Origin of the sequence: Cupriavidus oxalaticus (assembly GCF_038900635.1) — a bacterium.
GTDB classification, from domain to species: Bacteria; Pseudomonadota; Gammaproteobacteria; order Burkholderiales; family Burkholderiaceae; genus Cupriavidus; species Cupriavidus oxalaticus_B.
In genome coordinates this window covers 1-18,841 of sequence record NZ_JAYMRX010000005.1, presented here as the reverse complement: position 1 = coordinate 18,841, position 18,841 = coordinate 1, and the positions used below count along the sequence as shown (strand labels likewise).

Here is an 18,841-nt window from a genome sequence, read left to right as displayed (position 1 = left end):
CGCCGGCGTGTGAGCCGCGTCGGTCAGTCAGCCAGGCCGCTGCTGTCGATATAGCCCAGCGCCTCGCGTACCGCGCGCCTGGCCTTGAGCAGGTAGCAGACCTGGCGCTCGCGGATGGCCAGCGCCACCACTTCAGCCTGCATCAGTTCCTGGAACACATGCGCGGCGCGCGGCAGGCTCAGGCCGGCCAGCCGCGCCAGCTCGGCGGCGGGCACCCCTTCCTCGCCGGCTTCCAGCAGCGCGCGGCAGATCGTGGCCCGCGCGGGTTGGGTCATCAGGGCAAGCGTCAGCGCGCTCTCTTGGGTCTCCATGGCCACACCTCGATCCTCTGGCATTGTGCGCTGCCGCGCATGGCAGGCGGCTGCGGCGCCACTGCCGGCGCCGATTCCCCTACGTTCTACGCGGCTCGCAGGGCAAAGGCAATAGGGCCGCCTGCCGCCCGCCTTGTCGGCTGCACGATTACAACATGGTGCCAGGGCGCGCCGGCGTGGCCTGCCGGCGCAATGGGGGTGACCCGCCCGGGTGATGGCGGGCTACGAGACCTCGATGACGCCGTTCATGGTTTCGTGCCCCGAGCCGCAGAAGATGTCGCACAGGAAGCCGTAGCGGCCGGCGCCACGGGCGGTCGCCGGCAGGCGCACGGTCTTGCCGGGCGGCACATCCGCCCGCACGCCGAGGTCCGGCACGCTGAAGCCCATGATCACGTCCTGCGCGGTCAGCTCGAACACCACGGCTTCGCCCGCGCGCAGCGCAATACGGTCCGGCGTGAACACGAACTTGCGCGCATGCACGCGGATCACGCGCGGCGCCGCCGCATCGCCGCGGCCGGTGCCGGCCGCCAGCGCCATCCCCAGCCCCAGCATCCGGCCCATGGCGGTGCGGCGTCCCATTGTCGATGCAGGCATGGCGGTCTCCGGCTCAGGCGGCGATCGGCCGCTCGTCCAGTGCAAACCGCGGGGGCGCGGGCCTGGCCTCGACCTGGCGCCACCCCAGCCCGCGATAGGGCCGGGCCGCGTCCCATGGCAGCGGCAGGCGTTGCGGCTGCGATCCCGGCGGCGGCAGCGGGAACATCAGCGAGCGCGCCGCGTGATGCGCGATATGGCCGGTCATGTGATGGTGCTCCTGATGGATATGGCCGTAGAACACCGTCAGGTTGGAATATGGCATCAGCGTCTCGATCACCTGCGCGCCGTCGCGCGTGGCCCAGTCCCATTGCGGATACAGGTCGAACAGCGGCCGGTGCGTGAATACCACGATGCGTGCGTCTTTTGCCTGCCGCGCCAGGTCCGCCGCCAGCCATGCGCGCTGTGCGTCCCCGACGCGCCCCGCCGGATCGGAGACGTTGTCGAGCACGATGAAGTGCACGCCCTTGTGGTCGAAGGTGTAGTGCGTCGGCCCGAACAACTCCTGGAAGGCCGCGCCGGCATCGAGGCTGGCATCGTGCTCGCCCGGCATCAGCCGCACTGTCCTGACCCCGAGGCCGCCGATCACGTCGCGGAACTCGCGCAGGCGGCGCCGGCGCTCCTGCGCATCGTCGGTGGTGTGGGTGAGATCGCCGGTGAACATGATGAAGTCCGGTGCCTGCGGCAGCGCATTGACCGCGGCGACCGCCTTGGGCAAGGTTCCGCGCGCGTCGGGATTGGCCGGGCCCTGGAAGCCCCAGTGCGAATCCGAAAGCTGCACGAAATAGAAGTCCTGGTCGCGCCCGTGCGCCCACCCCGGCAGCCCCGACGCGAATACCGCACCGCCGGCGGCCCCCGCCAGCTTGAGGAAATCACGTCGCTTCAGTGTGTCCATGGTGCCTCCTTCGCGGCGTTGCTGCATTGCCTGTCATACCGCCGCGCGCGGCCGCTTATTCCCGCTCGCGGCCAGTTGCGCGAAATCTGGCCGCGGCGGGAATAAACTGGCCGCAGTGCCGGTATTACCAGATCCGCGGGAACCTGCCGCATCGGCGCCGCAACCAACCGAGGCTCGCATGGATCACGCATCCAACGAACGCCGCCGCTTTGACGAACTGGTGCTCCCGCAGCTGGATGCCGCCTACAACCTGGCGCGCTGGCTGTCGGGCAGCGCCGTGGAAGCCGACGACGTGGTGCAGGAAGCCTTCCTGCGCGCCTGGCGGCTGTTCGGCAGCTTCCGTGGCGACCAGCCACGGCCGTGGCTGCTGGCGATCGTGCGCAACACCTGGTTCACCGCCTGCCAGAAGCGCAAGGCCGCCGGCGAAGTGTGCGGCTACGACGACCTGCACGAGGACCAGCCCCTGCCCGCCTGGCACGACGGCCCGGACAGCCCGGAGCAGTGGCTGCTGCGCCAGGAAGACGTGATGCTGGTGCACCGTGCGCTGGAGCAGCTGCCGCTGGCCTATCGCGAGGTGCTTGTGCTGCGCGAGCTGGAGGAGCTGCCTTACCGCGATATCGCCCGCGTGGCCGATATCGCCATCGGCACGGTGATGTCGCGGCTGGCGCGCGGGCGCCGGATGCTGGCGGCCACGGTCACCGCGCTGCGTCACGAGGGCAATGCCGCAACGGCTGCTCCGCGCGTAGCGGCAGTGGCGCCGGCATCGCGCCCGGCCGGGGAGACAGGCCATGGACTGCAATGAGGTTTGCGAACTCCTGCCCGCCTGCGCCGATGACGAACTCGGCGCGGCGGAAAGCCCGCGGCTGGAGCGGCACCTGGCGACGTGTCCCGCGTGCGCGGCTGAACTGCGCCGCCTGCGCGCCCTGCGCGCCGCCGTGCGGCAAGGCGCCGCCTACCACCAGGCAAGCCCGGCGCTGCGCGCGCGCATCGCCGCGGCCCTGCCGCCAGCCGGCACGACGGGGCCGATGGCGGCTCAGGCCACGCGCGCCGGCTGGCGCGGCTGGTTCTCATGGAGTCCGGCGGTCAACGCCGGGCTGGCGGCGCTGACGGTGGCATCGCTGGCCTTCGCGCTGACGCTGGTGGCGAGGCAGGAGTCGCCGCAGCAAGCCATGACGCGGGAAGTGGTCGGCAGCCACGTGCGCGCGCTGGTCACCGCGCACACCATCGACATCGCCTCGACCGACCGCCACACGATCAAGCCCTGGTTCAACGGGCGCCTCGACTATGCGCCCCCGGTGTACGACCTGGCCGCCGAGGGGTTTCCGCTTGCCGGCGGACGGCTCGACTACCTGCATGGCCAGCGCGTGGCCGTGCTGGTCTACCGGCGCAACCACCATCCGATCGACGTCTTCGTGCTGCCCGCCGCCGCTGCGGTGCATCCGGCCGACATGGATGGCGCATGGCTGCGGCAGGGCTACCGCATCGAGCGCTGGCAGGCGGGGGGCATGGACTACTGGGCAGTGACCGACGCCAGCGCGCCGGACCTGCACCGCTTCCGCCAGGCATGGCAAACGGCCGACGGCCGCGCGCCCTAGCCCCGGACGCACGCGCCGCCCGCCAGTCCCTGGCGGCCGCCTACGCCAGCACGAACGGCAATTGCCGCTGCCGCTTGCCGGTCAGCCGGAACAGCGCATTCGCCACCGCGGGCGCGATCGGCGGCACGCCCGGCTCGCCCAGGCCCGTGGGGTTGTCCTGCGACGGCACGAAGAGCACGTCCACCACCGGCGCGTCGGTGATGCGCGGCGGCGGGAAGTCGGTGAAGTTGCTGTTCTTCACGGCGCCATTCTCGATCTCGATGGCAAACCCCGGCTTCGTCATCGCCAGCCCGAACACGCAGCCGCCCTGGATCTGGGCTTCGGCCGAGAGCGGGTTGACCACGCGGTTGGCATGCACGCCGGCGGTCACGCGGTGCACGCGCGGCTCGCCCTTCACCAGCGACACGTCGACCACATAGGCCACCACGGTGCTGAACGACTCGTGCACCGCCACGCCCCACGCATGCCCCTTGGGCAGCTTGCGCTTGCCGTAGCCGGACTTGTCGACCGCCAACTGGAGCGCGGCGCGATGGCGCGCGTGCTTCTTCTCGTCGAGGCGCGCCAGCCGGAACGCCACCGGGTCCTGCTTCGCGGCGGCGGCCATTTCATCGGCCAGTGTTTCCTTGACGAAGGCGGTATGCGTGTTGCCGACCGAGCGCCACCACAGCACCGGCACGTCCACCTGCGGGTGATGCACCGACATCTGCAGCGGCAGGTCGTAGTCGTTCTCGACGATGCCCTCGGTCATGGTCGCGTCGACGCCGTTCTTGACCATGAAGGGCTCGAACGGCGTGCCCTTCAGGATCGACTGCCCGACCACGGTGTGCTGCCAGCCCACCACCTTGCCCTGCGCATCGAAGCCGATGCGCGCGCGGTGCAAATGCAGCGGACGGTAGTAGCCGCCGCGGATATCGTCCTCGCGGCTCCACACCACCTTGAGCGGCTCGGCATGCCCCGCGGCGACCCAGGCCTTGAGCACGTTGGCCGCTTCGACGAGGTAGTCGGAGGTCGGCACCGCGCGCCGGCCGAAGCCGCCGCCGGCCATCATGGTGTTGAGCACCACCTTGTCGGGCGGCAGGCCCAGCGTGCGCGCGATCGCGGCCTGGTCGACGGTCTGGAACTGCGACCCCACCCATACCTTGACCGCCTGCACCTTGCCGCCCTGCACGTCGGGCTGCAGCGTGCAGTTGAGCGGCTCCATCGGCGCGTGCGCGAGGTAGGGGAAGCGGAACTCCGCATCGACCTTGCGCGCGGCACCACTGATGGCCGCGCCAATATCACCCTCGCCTGCCCGCGCCACCATGCCGGGCTGCGCGGCCAGCCTGGCGTACTCCTCGAACAGCGCCTGCGACGAGGCCTTGGAGCCCGTGTCTTCCCACTGGATCTCCAGCGCGTCGCGGCCCATCCTGGCCGGCCAGTAGCCGCTGCCGACGACCGCCACGCCGGTGCCGCCGCGATCGACCGGCACCTGCATCACGCCGTGCACGCCCTGCACCGCGCTCGCCTTGTCGGCGTTGAACGACTTCACCTTGCCGCCAAAGCGCGGCGGCCGCGCGACCACGGCCACCACCATATTGTCGAGCCTGGTGTCGATGCCGAACGGTGTGGTCGCCGCCATCTTGCCGCGCGCGTCGAGCCGCTGCGTGGGCTTGCCGACGATGCGGAACTGCGCCGGGTCCTTCAGCGTGACCCGCTGCGGCACGGGCAGCTCCATCGCCGCCGGCGCCAGTTCGCCGAAGGTGGCGCGATGGCTGCCGGAGGTGAGCACCCCCTGCTCGACCTTGACGCTGGCCGGATCGACCTTCCACTTCTGCGCGGCGGCAGTCACCAGCATGGCGCGGGCGCGCGCGCCCAGCTCGCGGTACTGCTCGAACGAATGGTTCAGCGCGGTCGAGCCGCCGGTCATCTGCATGCCGAAGGCGGGATCCTTGTACGCGTCGCCCGCCGGCGCCAGCGTTGCGCGCACATTGCGCCAGTCGGCGTCCAGCTCTTCCGCCAGCGCCATCGGCAGCGCGGTATGCACGCCCTGGCCGAACTCGAGCCGGTTCACCGCCACGGTGACGGTGTTGTCCGGCGCGATGATCAGGAACGCCTGCGGCGGCGGTGCCTTGGACCTGCCCGCTTCCTGCGCCTGCGCCAGCGGAGCCACGCCCAGCGCCAGCCCGCCCCCGGCCAGGCCGGTGAGTTTCAGGAAGCCGCGGCGGCTGAGCGTGGCAATGCCACCGCCCTGCGCCGCGCCGTCGTTGCTACCCTGGCCACCGGCCAGTGCTTCAATGCCTCGGATTCGCATGATCGGTTCCTCCTGTTCAGGCCAACGGGGCCAGCGCGCGCGCGGCGTCCTTGATCGCCGCGCGGATGCGCTGGTACGTGCCGCAGCGGCACAGGTTGCCGGCCATGGCCTGGTCGATGTCGGCGTCAGTGGGGCGCGGCTTGCCGCGCAGCAGGCCGATGGCGCTCATCACCTGCCCGTTCTGGCAGTAGCCGCATTGCGCGACATCGTGCCTGATCCACGCGTCGAGGACGGCGCGGCCGACCTTGTCGGTGTCCACGCCTTCGATGGTGGTGATGCTGGCGCCGGCGGCGGCGGAAACCGGCGTCACGCAGCTGCGCGTCGCCTGGCCATTGACATGCACGGTGCAGGCACCGCACGCGGCGATGCCGCAGCCGAACTTGGTGCCGGTCATGTCGAGGTTGTCACGCAGCGCCCACAGCAGCGGCGTGGACGGATCCACATCGACCGTGCGGGTCTTGCCGTTGACGTTGATGTTGAGGGTGGTCATGGGGGACACTCCTTGGGTACGTTGCCCACTGGTCATGGCGTGCCCGGGCCCGCACGCGGTCAGCGCCAGCGGGGGCCGGCGTGTAGCAAACGCGTGGGGATGCGGGGGCACTGCCCGCGCGCACAGCGTGGCGCACGGGACAAGTGAGGATAGTGCAATTCCGGTCACCTTGCCGGAGGCCGTGCGCCGGGTGCGGCGCAAATGCGCGTTCAGACGGCTTTTGCACGAACTTTGTGCATCCCCCCGCTGTCCCTCATGGATTCATCGCTTGCGGATTCCTGCCGCTGAAACAGTGCCGCCGACTATTCCACAACGCCACCATCCGGTGACGGGTACGCCAGCACCGCCACGCGCCGTGCAGCCCGCGGCACGCCCGCGCGCCGCCGAAGCTCCCGCCGCCTCCCGCATCGCGCCTGCCATCTCCCCTGCCATTGCCCGGCTCGACAGCATCCAGGCGCTGCGCGGCCTGGCCGCGGCCTTCGTGGTCGTCTACCACTCCGGCCTCGCGCTGGGCGGGGCCGACGCCCCCGTGCTGGGCTGGCTGACCGCCAATGTGATCAAGCGCGGCCACGTCGGCGTCGATGTGTTCTTCGTCATCAGCGGCTTCATCATTGCCTGGGTCGCGGTGCTGGCGCGGCCGCGGCCGGAGCGCCCGTTCAGCTTCCTGGTGCGCCGCGCGTTCCGGCTGGCGCCGCCGTACTGGGCGATGTCAGTGCTCCACGCGCTGCTGCTCAATCCGGTGACGCCGGCGCTGTTCGCCGCGTCGCTGGCATTCCTGCCCACCAGCACCGCGCATGCGCCCTACTACGGCTATCCGGCGCTGTACGTCGGCTGGTCGCTCAACTACGAGATCGCGTTCTACGCAGCGTTCGCGCTCGGGCTGCTGCTGGCCGGGCGGCGCGCGCTGTGGGTGGTGCTGGCACTGTTCGCGCTGGCGACACTGGTGCTGCCGTGGTGGCGCTTCGGCACGCTGGTCGCCGATCCCGCACAGGGCCATCCGTTCGCAGCGCCATGGCTGGCGATGGCGAGCAATCCGCTGGTGCTGGAATTCCTGCTCGGCTGCCTGCTGGCCTGGGCCTATGCGCGCTGGCGCCACCTGCTGACGCCGTCGATCGCGCTGGCGATGCTGGCCGCCGGCTGCGCGGCGTTCGCGCTGTCGCTGCCGCTGGTCGGCCCGGACTTCAGCCTGGCCGGCCGCGGCGTGCCGGCGGCACTGCTGCTGGCGGGCGCGGTCGCGGCCGAGCATACCGGCATGCTGCGCGTGCCGCGCGCGCTGGTGTGGCTGGGCGAGCTGTCGTACGCGCTCTACCTGGTGCATCCCACGGTGATCGAGGGCGTCAAGCGGCTGATGCCGGAACTGACGCCCGACCAGACCGGCCTGCAGCTGCTGCGCTTTGCCATCGACGCCGCGCTGGCGCTGGGGCTGGCGCTGCTGCTGCACCGCTGGGTGGAACTGCCGGGCATCGCCGCCGGGCGCCGGCTGGCAAGGCAATGAAGCGCGGGGTGCAAGCGCGGGGTGCAGTGACAGCGCGCCGTCAGCGCCGCGGCATATCGGCGAGGAACAGGTACAGCGCGGTCAGTTCGGTATCGTTCATGCGCCCGAACGAGTCGAACGGCATCACGCGGCTGATCTTCGAGCCGTCGGGCCGCTTGCCGCTGCGCATCATCTCGATGAACGCGCCGGCCTGGCCATAGCGCGACATGGCGCCGCCCGAGACCGGGCGCAGGTCGGCCGCCGGCGGCCAGTCGGGCGGCGCGCCGGGGATCTTGCCGCCGCTGAAGTCGTGTCCGTGGCAGCCCAGGCAGGCATTGGCAACATAGCCGCCGTACTTCGCCGTCGGCGCCGGCACCTGCGCGGGCTGCACCGGCAGGCTGTGGTCAATCTTGGAAGCCGCGTCCCGCACCATGCCCACGCCGTACAGCGCCCGCACCATCCATGGCAGGTTGACTTCGGCGGGCGCGCCCATGCCTGGCGGCAGGCTGCGCAGGTAGGCCACCAGCGCGCTCAGGTCTTCGTCGCTGAGGCGGTTGTAGTCCTCGCTCGGCATGATCAGCAGCGGCCTGCCCGACGGCGCCACGCCATGGCGCACGCTGCGCACCCAGTCCTCGGCGCGGTACGCGGCGATGGCGGGATTGGCGCGGGTCAGGTCGGGCGCGCGCACGCGCAGGCCGTTGGGATCGTCGAACACCTGCTTGCCGCCGGCGCCGGCGCCGTGGCACTCCATGCAGCCGCGCGATTCGTAGAGGTACTTGCCGTGGGCGATGGCGGCGGCGTCGTCGCGCAATGGCAGCGGCGCGACCTGCACCGCCACGATCCGCGACGCCTTGCGCTCGCCGACCCAGACCGCGGCATAGGCCGCCACCGCCACGGCGGCGGCCACGCCGGCCAGCCCCCACGCCGCCACTCGCAAAACACGCGCCATCTTCGCTCCCCCGTCCGCCGCACTGGATGCAGCAGCATGCGTCCAGCGGACGGGGGGCTGTCGGTGGGCAAGGCCACACAGGCGCGCCGGGGCGCCGGGGCGCCGGGGCGCTGGAGCGCTGGAGCGCTGGAGCGCTGAGGCGCTGAGGCGCTGAGGCGCTGAGGGCGCGTGGGCACCTGGGCCCGGGGCGCTCAGGCCAGCCCGGCGGGAGCCCGGTCGATAAAGCCGGTCATGCGCGCCAGCCGGCCATCGGCGGCAACGGTGGCGAAATCGGTGCCGACCACCAACGCGGGCTCGCCCGCGGGCCCCAGCTCCCAGCTGAAGCGCAGGTGCTCGCCATGCGCGTCGACGGGGCTGACGCGGGTGAAGCGGAAGCCGGGAAACCTGCCTTGCACCGCCGCGATCATGGCGTCGATGCCGGCATGGCCGTCGCCGCGCATCAGCGGATCGACATAGCTGGCCGATTCGGTCCACGCCAGCGCGATCAGTTCGCGGCGGCGCGCGGGATCGGTTTCGTTCCAGGCGGCGAGGTAGCGGTCGGCGAGCGTGGCGGGATCGGCGGGCACGGTGGCAGCGGTGGACTGGGAAGACTGGACGGCAGCTGACATGGTGTTCTCCTGTGCTGGTTGGGGTTCCGGTCGGCCCGGCTGGCGGGCCATGGCTGCATGATGGATGCCGCGCCGGAGCGCCGCGATTACCCGCGAGGTCATCGCCGGCCTTCCCCCACCCCCGTCCCGCCGCCCTACCAAAAAACCGGCGCGAACACCAGTGGCAACAACGCCCACTGCAGCCCGCTGTCCGGCTTTTGCTCGGGTGCCCATCCCCGTTACAGTTGCCGCTACGCTGGGCGGCAGTCCGTCCGCGCCTCGACGGGCCGATACTGCCCCGTCGCCAGGCGCGCCAGGCCTGCCGCCCGGCCCCGACCGATTTGCTGCCCTTTGCACCGCACCCGTCCATGACGCCCGATACGGCCCCGCCGAGCCACCAGGCCGCCACTGTCCATTCCGCCACGCCGCGCCGCTGGCAGCCCCTGCTGCTGGCCGGTGCCGGCTATTTCGCCCTGGCAGCGGCAGGCATGTGGCTGGCGCGGCTGCCGGGCAACGTGGCCGCGGTCTGGCTGCCCAACGCCTTCGCGCTGGGGCTGCTGCTGCACCGACCCCGCCGCGAGACGCCGTGGCTGCTGGCCGGCATGCTGGGCGCGAACCTGCTGGCCAACCATGCCGCCGGCGACAGCACCACCAGCGCGCTGATGCTGGCCGGCGCCAACCTGGCCGAGATCCTGTGCGCCACCGGCCTGCTGCGGCTGCTCGACCGGCACGCCGGGCTGTTCCGCCACGGGCCGCTGGCGTCGTTCGCGGTGATGCTGGCGGTCGCCGGCATCGTCGCGCCGGCGCTGGGCGCCAGCGCGGGTGCCGCGGCCATCGCGAGCCTGCACGGCACTGCCTTTGCGTCGGTGTGGTGGACCTGGTGGCAGGCCAGCGCGCTGGGCATGGCGCTGCTGCTGCCGATGATGCTGTCGATGACGCCCGGGCGCGTGCGCGCCGCCTTCGCGCGGCCAGTATTGGTGCCACAGGCCGGCCTGCTGGCGCTGTGCCTGGCGATCGGCGCGCTCGCGCAATGGCAGGGTAACGACCCGTTTGCCGCGATGTCGCTGCCGCTGGTGCTGGTGGCGCTGGCCGGCAACCCGTTCGCCACCGCGCTGCTGACGCTGGTGGCGACACTGTCGCTGCAGGCGCTGATGCTGGCCGGGCACCGCCATGAAGCGGTACCGCTGTCGGCCGCGGTGATCATGGTGCTCCCGGTCTGCATCGCCTACCTGACCGAACAGAACCGCCATGGCCGCGCCAGCCTGCGCAGCAGCGAGCAGCGCTTCCGACAGGCCATGGAGCATTCGGCGATCGGCATGGCACTGGTTGGCATGGACGGCCGCTGGGAGACCGTCAACCGCGCCATGACCGAGCTGCTGGGCTACAGCGCCGAGGAATTGCGCGCCATCACCTTCCAGCAGCTGACCCACCCCGACGACCTGACCGACGACCTGCGCCAGGCGGCGCTGCTGATGGACGGCAAGATCGAGTCCTACCGCATGGAGAAGCGCTACCGGCACAAGGACGGCCAGTACCGCTGGGCGCTGCTGGCGGTCTCGCTGGCGCGCGACGAGCACACCGGCGCGCCGCAGCACTTTATCGCCCAGGTCGAGGACGTCCATTCGCGCAAGCTGGCGCAGGAAGAGCTGGAACGGCTGTCGCGCCGCATCCAGCTGGCGGTAGAGGCCGGCGGCGTGGGTATCTGGGAATGGGACTTCGCCAGCGCCGTCATCACCTGGGACGCGCGCATGTATGCGCTGCACGGCACCGATCCCGCGCTCGGCGCGCCACAGTCCGAGCAGTGGGTCGCCATGCTGCACCCCGAAGACGTCAGCCGCGTCAGTACCGAGATGCGCCAGGCCATCCGCGGCGCCGCGCCGTTCGACACCGAGTACCGCGTCCGGCGCCCCGACGGCGCGGTGCGCCACGTGCGCGCCATGGCCATGGTCACGCGCGGCGCCGACGGCATGGCGCATGCGCTGGTCGGCACCAACTGGGACATCACCGAACAGCGCCGCCTGACCGAGGCGCTGTTCGAAGAGAAAGAGCGCCTGCATATCACGCTGCGCTCGATCGGCGATGCGGTGATCTGCACCGACGCCAATATGCACGTCACCTTCATGAACCCGATCGCCGAGCAGCTGACCGGCTGGACCATGTGCAGCGCCTGCGGATTGCCGCTTGAGCAGGTCTTCCGCATCGTCGACGAAGCCACCGGCGAGCCGATCCCCAGCCCGGTCGAATCCTGCCTGCGCACGCTGACGCCTGCCTACCTGCAGGACGGCGCGGTGCTGCAGAGCCTGACCGGCGAACGCCACGACGTGCAGGACTCCGCCGCACCGGTGCTGACCGCCGCCGGCGAAGTACTGGGCGCGGTGCTGGTGTTCCAGGACATCACCACCGCGCGCGCGCTGCAGCGCGAGCTGGCGCGCTCGGCCATGCACGACGCGCTCACCGGCCTGCCCAACCGCACCTGGTTCGAAAAGCGCCTGCGCGAGGCCTGCGACGCCGCGCGGCTGCATGGCCACCGCGCCGCGCTGTGCTTCATCGACCTGGACCGCTTCAAGATCGTCAACGACACCGCCGGCCACGGCGCCGGCGACGTGCTGTTGCGCGAGCTGGGCTACCTGATCCGCAACCACGTGCGCCCCGAAGACTTGCTGGCGCGGCTGGGCGGCGACGAGTTCGCGCTGCTGCTCAAGGACTGCACCGTGGACCAGGCCGAGCAGGTCTGCCAGGGCGTGATCGACGCCATTCGCGGCCGGCGCTTCCCGTGGGAAGGCCGGGTCTATGACATGGGCGCCAGCATCGGCATCGCCGCGATCGACCTCGACGTGCCGCCCGTCAGCGAACTGATGAGCCGCGCCGACGTCGCCTGCTACGCCGCCAAGGCCGCCGGCCGCAGCCGGGTCTCGGTCTACCGGCGCGACGAGAGCGACGCGCGCCGCCACCATCGCGAACTGGAAGTCGCCGCGGGCATCCACTCGGCGCTGGAAGCCAACCGCTTCCGCCTGTTCGCGCAGGAAATCCGCGCGCTGCAGCCTGCCGGCACGGGCCGTGGAGAAATCCGCCACATCGAGATCCTGGTGCGCATGGTCGACGAGAGCGGCGAAATGATCCTGCCCGGCGCCTTCATTCCCGCCGCCGAGCGCTACGACCTGATGGGCCATGTCGACCGCTGGGTCATCCACAATGTGCTGCACGGCTATGGCGAGCGGCTGCGTGCGGTGCCGGGGTTGTCGGTGTCGATCAACCTGTCGGCCAACTCGCTGGGCGAACCGTTCCTGCTGCCCTTCCTGCATGCCGAGCTCGATGCCAGCGCGCTGCCCGCCAGCCGCATCCGGCTGGAGATCACCGAGACGGCGCTGATCAACAACATGGCGGCGGCCAACCGGCTGGTGTCGGAAATGCGGCGCGCGGGCTGCACCGTGTCGCTCGACGACTTCGGCTCGGGGCTGTCGTCGTTCGCCTACCTGAAGCAGTTCCCGGTCGATTTCCTGAAGATCGACGGCAGCTTTATCCGCCAGCTGGCGGACAACGCCGTCGACCGCGAGATCGTCAGCTCGATCAACGACATCGGCCACCGGCTCGGCGTGAAGACCGTGGCGGAGTGGGTGGAGGACGAACGCACGCTCGACGCGCTGCGCGCGATCGGCGTCGACTATGCGCAGGGCTATGCGATCGGGCGGCCGACGCCTCTCGATGCATTCCTGCAAGCGTGCGGGCCGCGCGGCGTCGAACAACACCAGGGCGCGTGATACATTCGGCGGCTGTCGCCACCCGGGGGAAAACGTTGCCGCTCGCATCCACGCCGGCGCCGCTCTATGCGCGCGTCAAGCAACACATCAGCAGCAGGATTGCTGACGGCAGCTGGCCGCCTCACCATCGGGTGCCCTCCGAGGCTGAACTGGTGGAAGCGCTGGGCGTCAGCCGCATGACCGTGCATCGGGCGCTGCGGGAGTTGACCGCGGAGGGGATGCTGGTGCGGCTGCAGGGGGTGGGGACGTTTGTGGCCGAGCCCAAGCTGCGGACCGCGCTTTATGCGGTCAACAATATTGCGGATGATATTGCGGCGCGGGGGCATCGGCATCATGCGCGGGTGATCAGTGTGCAGGAAGAACGCGCCGGGGCCGTGCAGGCCACGGCACTGGATGTGCCGCTGGATCAGCGCGTGTTCCATTCGGTGATCGTCCACTATGAAGACGATGTCGCGATCCAGCTGGAAGACCGCTACGTCAATGCCTCCGTCGCGCCGGATTACCTGGAGCAGGACTTTACGCGCGAAACGCCCTATCAATACCTGACGCGCGTCGCGCCGCTGACCGAAGGCGAGCACGTTGTGGAAGCCGTGCTGGCGCATCCGGAGGAATGCTCATTGCTGGACATCGACAAGGGCGAGCCGTGCCTGCTGATCCGGAGACGGACATGGTCGGCTGGAAGGGTCGTGACGTCTGTCAGGCTGGTGCATCCGGGGTCGTTGCATCGGCTTGAGGGGCGGTTTACTTCCTGATTATTTGGGCTTTGTTTGCGTGATTGGCTAGGGCTTGGCATCTGGTGGATATTTGATATGCCCGGTTCCGCCCTGAAGGGCGGGTAACTTTTTGTCCGAGCGACAAAAAGTCACCAAAAAGCGCGTTTACGGCCCTGCGGGCGGCCACTCTTATCGTAGTGGGCAAGGGCTTTCGTACGGGGCTTTGCTTCGTTGCGGAGCAGGGCTGCCTGACGCCTTGGTGCGCCAAGGTGGCTGGGATTAACGCGGTGATTGAACGAGCCCAGAGCTGTGGGTGGCCCCTGCTGCGTGGGTCAACTCAGGAACGCCTACGGCTGCGCTGCGCGCCGGCAGTATCTCAGGTCGGGGGCCCCTGGCATGGAACGCGTCGCTGCGCTCGCTTGGCGCTATCGCGGGTGCAAGCCTTTCCCTGCCCGCTTGTTCGCTCCCTCTCCCGCCTGCGGGAGAGGGCCGGGGTGAGGGCCGGAGCCCCAACGAAGTAAAGAAAGCCAAATCGCCGTGCCGCCACCATCCTTTTTGTCGCCCGGACAAAAAGTGCCTTGCCAGCTACGCCAACCATTCAAGCGAGCCTGCCAGGTCCGCAAAGCGACCCCAGTTCCACAGGAGCAATAAACGAACACCAAAACTACGGGATAACCCCTATACATCCTTACCTGTATATACAAGATTATACATGCCTATGCGTCGCCCAAAAAAGCGACACCCCAAGGCAAAGCAAAGAGACACCGAAGGAGCCCGTCCAAATGACCACCACCCGTTTCCGCGACACCGAAATCCGCGCCGCCCGCGGCACCAGGCTCACCGCCAAGAGCTGGCTGACCGAAGCCCCCCTGCGCATGCTGATGAACAACCTCGACCCCGAGGTCGCGGAGAACCCGAAGGAACTGGTGGTCTACGGCGGCATCGGCCGCGCCGCCCGCAACTGGGAGTGCTATGACCGCATCGTCGAGGCGCTGACCCGCCTGGAAGACGACCAGACCCTGCTGGTCCAGTCCGGCAAGCCGGTCGGCGTGTTCCAGACTCACCGCGACGCCCCGCGCGTGCTGATCGCCAACTCCAACCTGGTGCCCCACTGGGCCAACTGGGAACACTTCAACGAACTCGACGCCAAGGGCCTGGCCATGTACGGCCAGATGACCGCCGGCAGCTGGATCTACATCGGCAGCCAGGGCATCGTGCAGGGCACGTATGAAACCTTTGTCGAAGCCGGGCGCCAGCACTACAACGGCGACCTGAAGGGCCGCTGGGTGCTGACCGCGGGCCTGGGCGGCATGGGCGGCGCGCAGCCGCTGGCCGCGACGCTGGCCGGCGCCTGCTCGCTCAACATCGAATGCCAGCAGAGCCGCATCGATTTCCGTTTGAAGACCCGCTACGTCGACGAGCAGGCCACTGACCTGGACGACGCGCTGGCCCGCATCGACCGCTACACCTCGCAAGGCAAGGCGATCTCGATCGCGCTGTGCGCCAACGCCGCCGAAGTGCTGCCCGAACTGGTGCGCCGCGGCGTGCGCCCCGACATGGTCACCGACCAGACCAGCGCGCACGACCCGCTCAACGGCTACCTGCCCGCCGGCTGGACCTGGGACGAATACCGCGAGCGCGCGCAGCGCGAGCCGGCCGTGGTGGTGAAGGCCGCCAAGGCCTCGATGGCCGCTCACGTGCAAGCCATGCTGGCGTTCCAGAAGCTGGGCGTGCCGACCTTTGACTACGGCAACAACATCCGCCAGATGGCCAAGGAAGAAGGCGTCGCCAACGCTTTCGACTTCCCCGGCTTCGTGCCCGCCTATATCCGCCCGCTGTTCTGCCGCGGCATCGGCCCGTTCCGCTGGGCCGCGCTGTCGGGCGATCCGCAGGACATCTACAAGACCGACGCCAAGGTCAAGGAACTGATCCCCGACGACGAGCACCTGCACCGCTGGCTCGACATGGCGCGCGAGCGCATCAGCTTCCAGGGCCTGCCGGCGCGGATCTGCTGGGTCGGCCTGGGCCTGCGCGCCAAGCTGGGCCTGGCGTTCAACGAGATGGTCCGCAGCGGCGAGCTGTCGGCGCCGGTCGTGATCGGCCGCGACCACCTGGACTCGGGTTCGGTCGCCAGCCCCAACCGCGAGACCGAAGCCATGCAGGACGGTTCGGATGCCGTTTCCGACTGGCCGCTGCTGAACGCACTGCTGAACACCGCCAGCGGCGCGACCTGGGTCTCGCTGCACCATGGCGGCGGCGTGGGCATGGGCTTCTCGCAGCATTCCGGCGTCGTGATCGTCTGCGATGGCACCGATGAGGCCGCCGCGCGCATCGCCCGCGTGCTGCACAACGACCCCGCCACCGGCGTGATGCGCCATGCCGACGCCGGCTACCAGATCGCTGTCGACTGCGCACGCGAGCAGGGCCTGGACCTGCCGATGCTGAACGCGTCGCGCGACTGATCCCGGCCAACAGGCCAGCAAGAGCCGCCTTACCGGCCGGGGCGCCACGCGCGCACCCGGCCGTCGCCATACCCTTCACGGAGACACCCATGTCCATCGACACCACCGCCGGCGTGGCGGTCGCCGCGCCGCAGCCGCCGCTGTCGCGCACGCGCGCCATTGCCGCCATCACCATCGGCAATGGCCTCGAGTTCTACGATTTCGTGGTCTACAGCTTCTTTGCCACGCTGATCGGCCGGCTCTATTTCCCCGTCGACAATCCCACCGGCCAGCTGCTGATGTCGTTCGCCACCTTCGGCGTCGGCTTCCTGATGCGTCCGCTCGGCGGCCTGCTGATCGGCATGTACGCCGACCGCGCCGGCCGCAAGCCGGCAGTGGCGCTGACGCTGTGGCTGATGGGCCTGAGCTCGCTGATCTTCGTGGTCACGCCGCCGTACGCGCAGATCGGCATCCTCGCCCCGATCATGGTGGTGATCGCGCGGCTGGTGCAGGGCTTCGCCATTGGCGGCGAGATGGGCGCCTCCACCGCGCTGCTGCTGGAATACGCCGACGACCGCACGCGCGGCTTCTATACCGCATGGCAGCCGTTCAGCCAGGGCCTGGCGGCGCTGCTGGGCGCGATCACCGGCCTGGTGCTGAGCAACGTGCTCGCGCCGGCCGACCTGGAAGCGTGGGGCTGGCGCCTGGCCTTCCTGATCGGCATCCTGGTGATTCCCGTCGGCCTGCTGATCCGCCGCCGGCTGGAAGAGACCGCCGCGCCCGCGCGCCACGGCGAGCATGCCGCGCAATGGCCACTGCTGCGTGCGCACGCACATGAGGTGCTTGCCAGCATCCTGCTGATGATCGGCCTGGCCTCTTCCACCTACATCGTCGTCTACTACATCAGCAACTACGCCGTGAGCGTGCTGAAGATGCCGCTGTCGCTGAGCATCTGGGCCGCGTGCATTGCCGCGCTGGTGCAGGTGGCGCTGTCGCCGTTCGCCGGCTGGCTTGCCGACCGCATCGGCCGCAAAACCGTGGTGCTGTGGTCGCGCGTGGCGCTGCTGGCGATGATCTACCCGGCCTTCGTGCTGATCAATGCCGAGCCGTCGCTGGCGCGCCTGCTGCTGGTGGTGGGCTGCCTGTCGGTGCCGATGTCGATGACCGCGCCGGCGACGATGGTGCTGGTCAGCGAGGTGCTGCCGCAGCGCCTGCGCGCCACCGGCCTGTCCATTGCCTATTGCGTGGCGATCGCCATCTTCGGCGGCTTTGCGCAGTACTTCTCGACCCGGCTGATCCAGATCACCGGCGACGCCAACGCGCCGGCGCTGTACGTGATCGGCTGCGGCCTGGTCTCGCTGATCGGCCTGGCGATGGTGCCCGAAACCCTGGGACGACGCCTGAAATGAGCGACCTGGCCGAACTCGCGCAGTCCGGCGACACGGTCTGGCGCGGCCGGCGCGATGCCGGCGAAGCGGGCGATACCCGCCGCCTGTTCGACATCGTCGGCGGGCCGGCCACGCCGCGCACGCCCGGCGTGCCGGTGCTGCTGGGCTTCTGCTGCGATGCCGGCGTGCTGCGCAACCAGGGTCGGCCCGGCGCCGCCGGCGGCCCGCGCGAGATCCGCCGCGCACTGGCGGGCGTGCCGGCGCACGGCATCGGCCGCCTGATCGACGGCGGCGACATCCTTTGCGAAGGCGATGCGCTGGAAGACGCGCAGCAGCGGCTGGGTCAGGCCGTCGCCGCCGAACTGGCGGTGGGCGCCTGGCCGCTGGTGCTTGGCGGCGGCCACGAGGTGGCCTGGGGCACGTGGCAGGGCCTGCGCGCGCACCTGGACGCGCACGGCGACCGCGGCCGCGTGCTGGTGGTCAACCTGGATGCGCACTTCGACCTGCGTGGCAGCCGCCCCGCCAGCTCGGGCACGCCCTTCGACCAGATCGCCATCGACTGCCAGCGGCGCGGCCTGCGCTTCGACTACGCCTGCCTGGGCGTAAGCCGGCTCGGCAATACGGCCGCGCTGTTCGCGCGCGCCAGTACGTTGGGGGTGCGGTATGTGGAGGATGCGGACCTGCAGGAGCGCCACCTCGACGCTCGCCTGGCCGCGCTGGATGAATGGGTGGCAGAAGCCGACCATGTCTACCTGACCATCGACCTCGACGTGCTGCCCGCCGCGGTAATGCCGGGCGTGTCTGCGCCGGCCGCGTACGGCGTACCGCTGTCCGTGGTGGAAGCCATCGCCACGCGGCTGCGCGACAGCGGCAAGCTGCGCGTGGCGGACATCGCGGAATTCAATCCGCTGTACGACCGGGATGGGTGTGGGGCGCGGGTGGCGGCGCGGTTGTGCTACAGGCTGCTGGGTGGCTGAAGCAAGCTCGTCAAAGACAAGCGAACTGGCCCTGAGCAAAGTGCACCCAGACCGCCCGGACTAGCCTAGGCAAAGTGCGCCCAAACCGCCCGAACTAGCCTAAGCAAGGTGTTCTCCCTCTCCCCTCAGGGGAGAGGGTTGGGGTGAGGGGTGGTCTAGCTAGGCACCACATCAAGCAAGGCCTTCGGTTCTAACTCATGGGCGTCAGCCATGGCCCCTCCTGCCCTCACCCCCGGCCCCTCTCCCGCAAGCGGGTGTGGTGGTCAAGTTATTTCGGACAGGCGGATAGGTTCTTTCACTGTCGATTTCGCCTCGTGGGCAGTGGGCGACAGATACCCCAGGGTTGAGTGCAAGCGCACTGGGTTATAGAAGCCAACGATGT

Annotated in this window: 15 protein-coding genes; 8 read left to right on the top strand and 7 right to left on the bottom strand. The window is 69.9% G+C overall.

Annotation, left to right across the window (positions count from 1 at the left end; translation table 11 throughout):
* Nucleotides 1-23: 23 nt before the first annotated feature.
* From VSR71_RS10470 to VSR71_RS10460, 3 genes are all read right to left on the bottom strand, one after another.
* The gene (locus VSR71_RS10470; protein ID WP_342913811.1) at nt 24-311 is read right to left on the bottom strand and encodes an ArsR family transcriptional regulator; all 288 of its coding nucleotides are present in this window, start codon (nt 309-311) and stop codon (nt 24-26) included.
* A 222-nt stretch (nt 312-533) separates the two neighbouring features.
* On the bottom strand, nt 534-905 hold the full coding sequence (locus tag VSR71_RS10465; RefSeq protein ID WP_428979382.1) for a cupredoxin domain-containing protein: 372 nt from the start codon (nt 903-905) through the stop codon (nt 534-536).
* Nucleotides 906-918: 13 nt separating this feature from the next.
* On the bottom strand, nt 919-1,797 hold the full coding sequence (locus VSR71_RS10460; protein WP_342913810.1) for a metallophosphoesterase: 879 nt from the start codon (nt 1,795-1,797) through the stop codon (nt 919-921).
* A 178-nt stretch (nt 1,798-1,975) separates the two neighbouring features.
* Here VSR71_RS10460 and VSR71_RS10455 point away from each other — a divergent pair, with 178 nt between their 5' ends.
* Both VSR71_RS10455 and VSR71_RS10450 read left to right on the top strand, forming a co-directional pair.
* Nucleotides 1,976-2,599: an RNA polymerase sigma factor gene (locus tag VSR71_RS10455; protein WP_342913809.1), complete on the top strand. Its 624-nt coding sequence runs from the start codon at nt 1,976-1,978 to the stop codon at nt 2,597-2,599.
* Nucleotides 2,586-3,392 (top strand): anti-sigma factor family protein, encoded by an 807-nt coding sequence (locus tag VSR71_RS10450; RefSeq protein ID WP_342913808.1) that lies wholly within the window; start codon nt 2,586-2,588, stop codon nt 3,390-3,392. Before VSR71_RS10455 ends, VSR71_RS10450 begins: the two co-directional genes overlap by 14 nt.
* Nucleotides 3,393-3,432: 40 nt before the next feature.
* Here VSR71_RS10450 and VSR71_RS10445 read toward each other — a convergent pair whose 3' ends face one another.
* Together VSR71_RS10445 and VSR71_RS10440 are read right to left on the bottom strand one after the other, a co-directional pair.
* On the bottom strand, nt 3,433-5,682 hold the full coding sequence (locus VSR71_RS10445) for a xanthine dehydrogenase family protein molybdopterin-binding subunit (RefSeq protein ID WP_342913807.1): 2,250 nt from the start codon (nt 5,680-5,682) through the stop codon (nt 3,433-3,435).
* Between the two features lie 16 nt (nt 5,683-5,698).
* Nucleotides 5,699-6,172 carry a (2Fe-2S)-binding protein gene (locus VSR71_RS10440; RefSeq protein ID WP_342913806.1) on the bottom strand — a complete coding sequence of 158 codons (474 nt, stop codon included), beginning with the start codon at nt 6,170-6,172 and terminating at the stop codon, nt 5,699-5,701.
* Nucleotides 6,173-6,578: 406 nt separating this feature from the next.
* On the opposite strand from VSR71_RS10440, the gene VSR71_RS10435 reads away from it, so the two are divergent.
* Nucleotides 6,579-7,667 carry an acyltransferase gene (locus VSR71_RS10435; protein ID WP_342914071.1) on the top strand — a complete coding sequence of 363 codons (1,089 nt, stop codon included), beginning with the start codon at nt 6,579-6,581 and terminating at the stop codon, nt 7,665-7,667.
* 40 nt (nt 7,668-7,707) lie between these two features.
* Here VSR71_RS10435 and VSR71_RS10430 read toward each other — a convergent pair whose 3' ends face one another.
* Nucleotides 7,708-8,595 (bottom strand): c-type cytochrome, encoded by an 888-nt coding sequence (locus VSR71_RS10430; protein WP_342913805.1) that lies wholly within the window; start codon nt 8,593-8,595, stop codon nt 7,708-7,710.
* A gap of 191 nt (nt 8,596-8,786) precedes the next feature.
* Entirely contained in the window at nt 8,787-9,203 is a 417-nt protein-coding gene (locus VSR71_RS10425) for a nuclear transport factor 2 family protein (protein WP_342913804.1), read from the bottom strand.
* A 347-nt stretch (nt 9,204-9,550) separates the two neighbouring features.
* On the opposite strand from VSR71_RS10425, the gene VSR71_RS10420 reads away from it, so the two are divergent.
* From VSR71_RS10420 to hutG, 5 genes are all read left to right on the top strand, one after another.
* Complete coding sequence (locus tag VSR71_RS10420) at nt 9,551-12,940, top strand: diguanylate cyclase (RefSeq protein WP_342913803.1); 3,390 nt, start codon at nt 9,551-9,553, stop codon at nt 12,938-12,940.
* A 35-nt stretch (nt 12,941-12,975) separates the two neighbouring features.
* Nucleotides 12,976-13,692, top strand: coding sequence for a histidine utilization repressor (gene hutC, locus VSR71_RS10415; protein ID WP_342913802.1), 717 nt, complete (start codon nt 12,976-12,978; stop codon nt 13,690-13,692).
* 743 nt (nt 13,693-14,435) lie between these two features.
* Nucleotides 14,436-16,115 (top strand): urocanate hydratase, encoded by a 1,680-nt coding sequence (gene hutU, locus VSR71_RS10410; protein ID WP_342913801.1) that lies wholly within the window; start codon nt 14,436-14,438, stop codon nt 16,113-16,115.
* Between the two features lie 89 nt (nt 16,116-16,204).
* On the top strand, nt 16,205-17,503 hold the full coding sequence (locus VSR71_RS10405; protein ID WP_342913800.1) for an MFS transporter: 1,299 nt from the start codon (nt 16,205-16,207) through the stop codon (nt 17,501-17,503).
* A complete protein-coding gene (gene hutG / locus VSR71_RS10400; RefSeq protein WP_342913799.1) occupies nt 17,500-18,459 on the top strand; it encodes a formimidoylglutamase in 960 nt (319 codons plus the stop codon). Before VSR71_RS10405 ends, hutG begins: the two co-directional genes overlap by 4 nt.
* Nucleotides 18,460-18,841 lie beyond the last annotated feature (382 nt).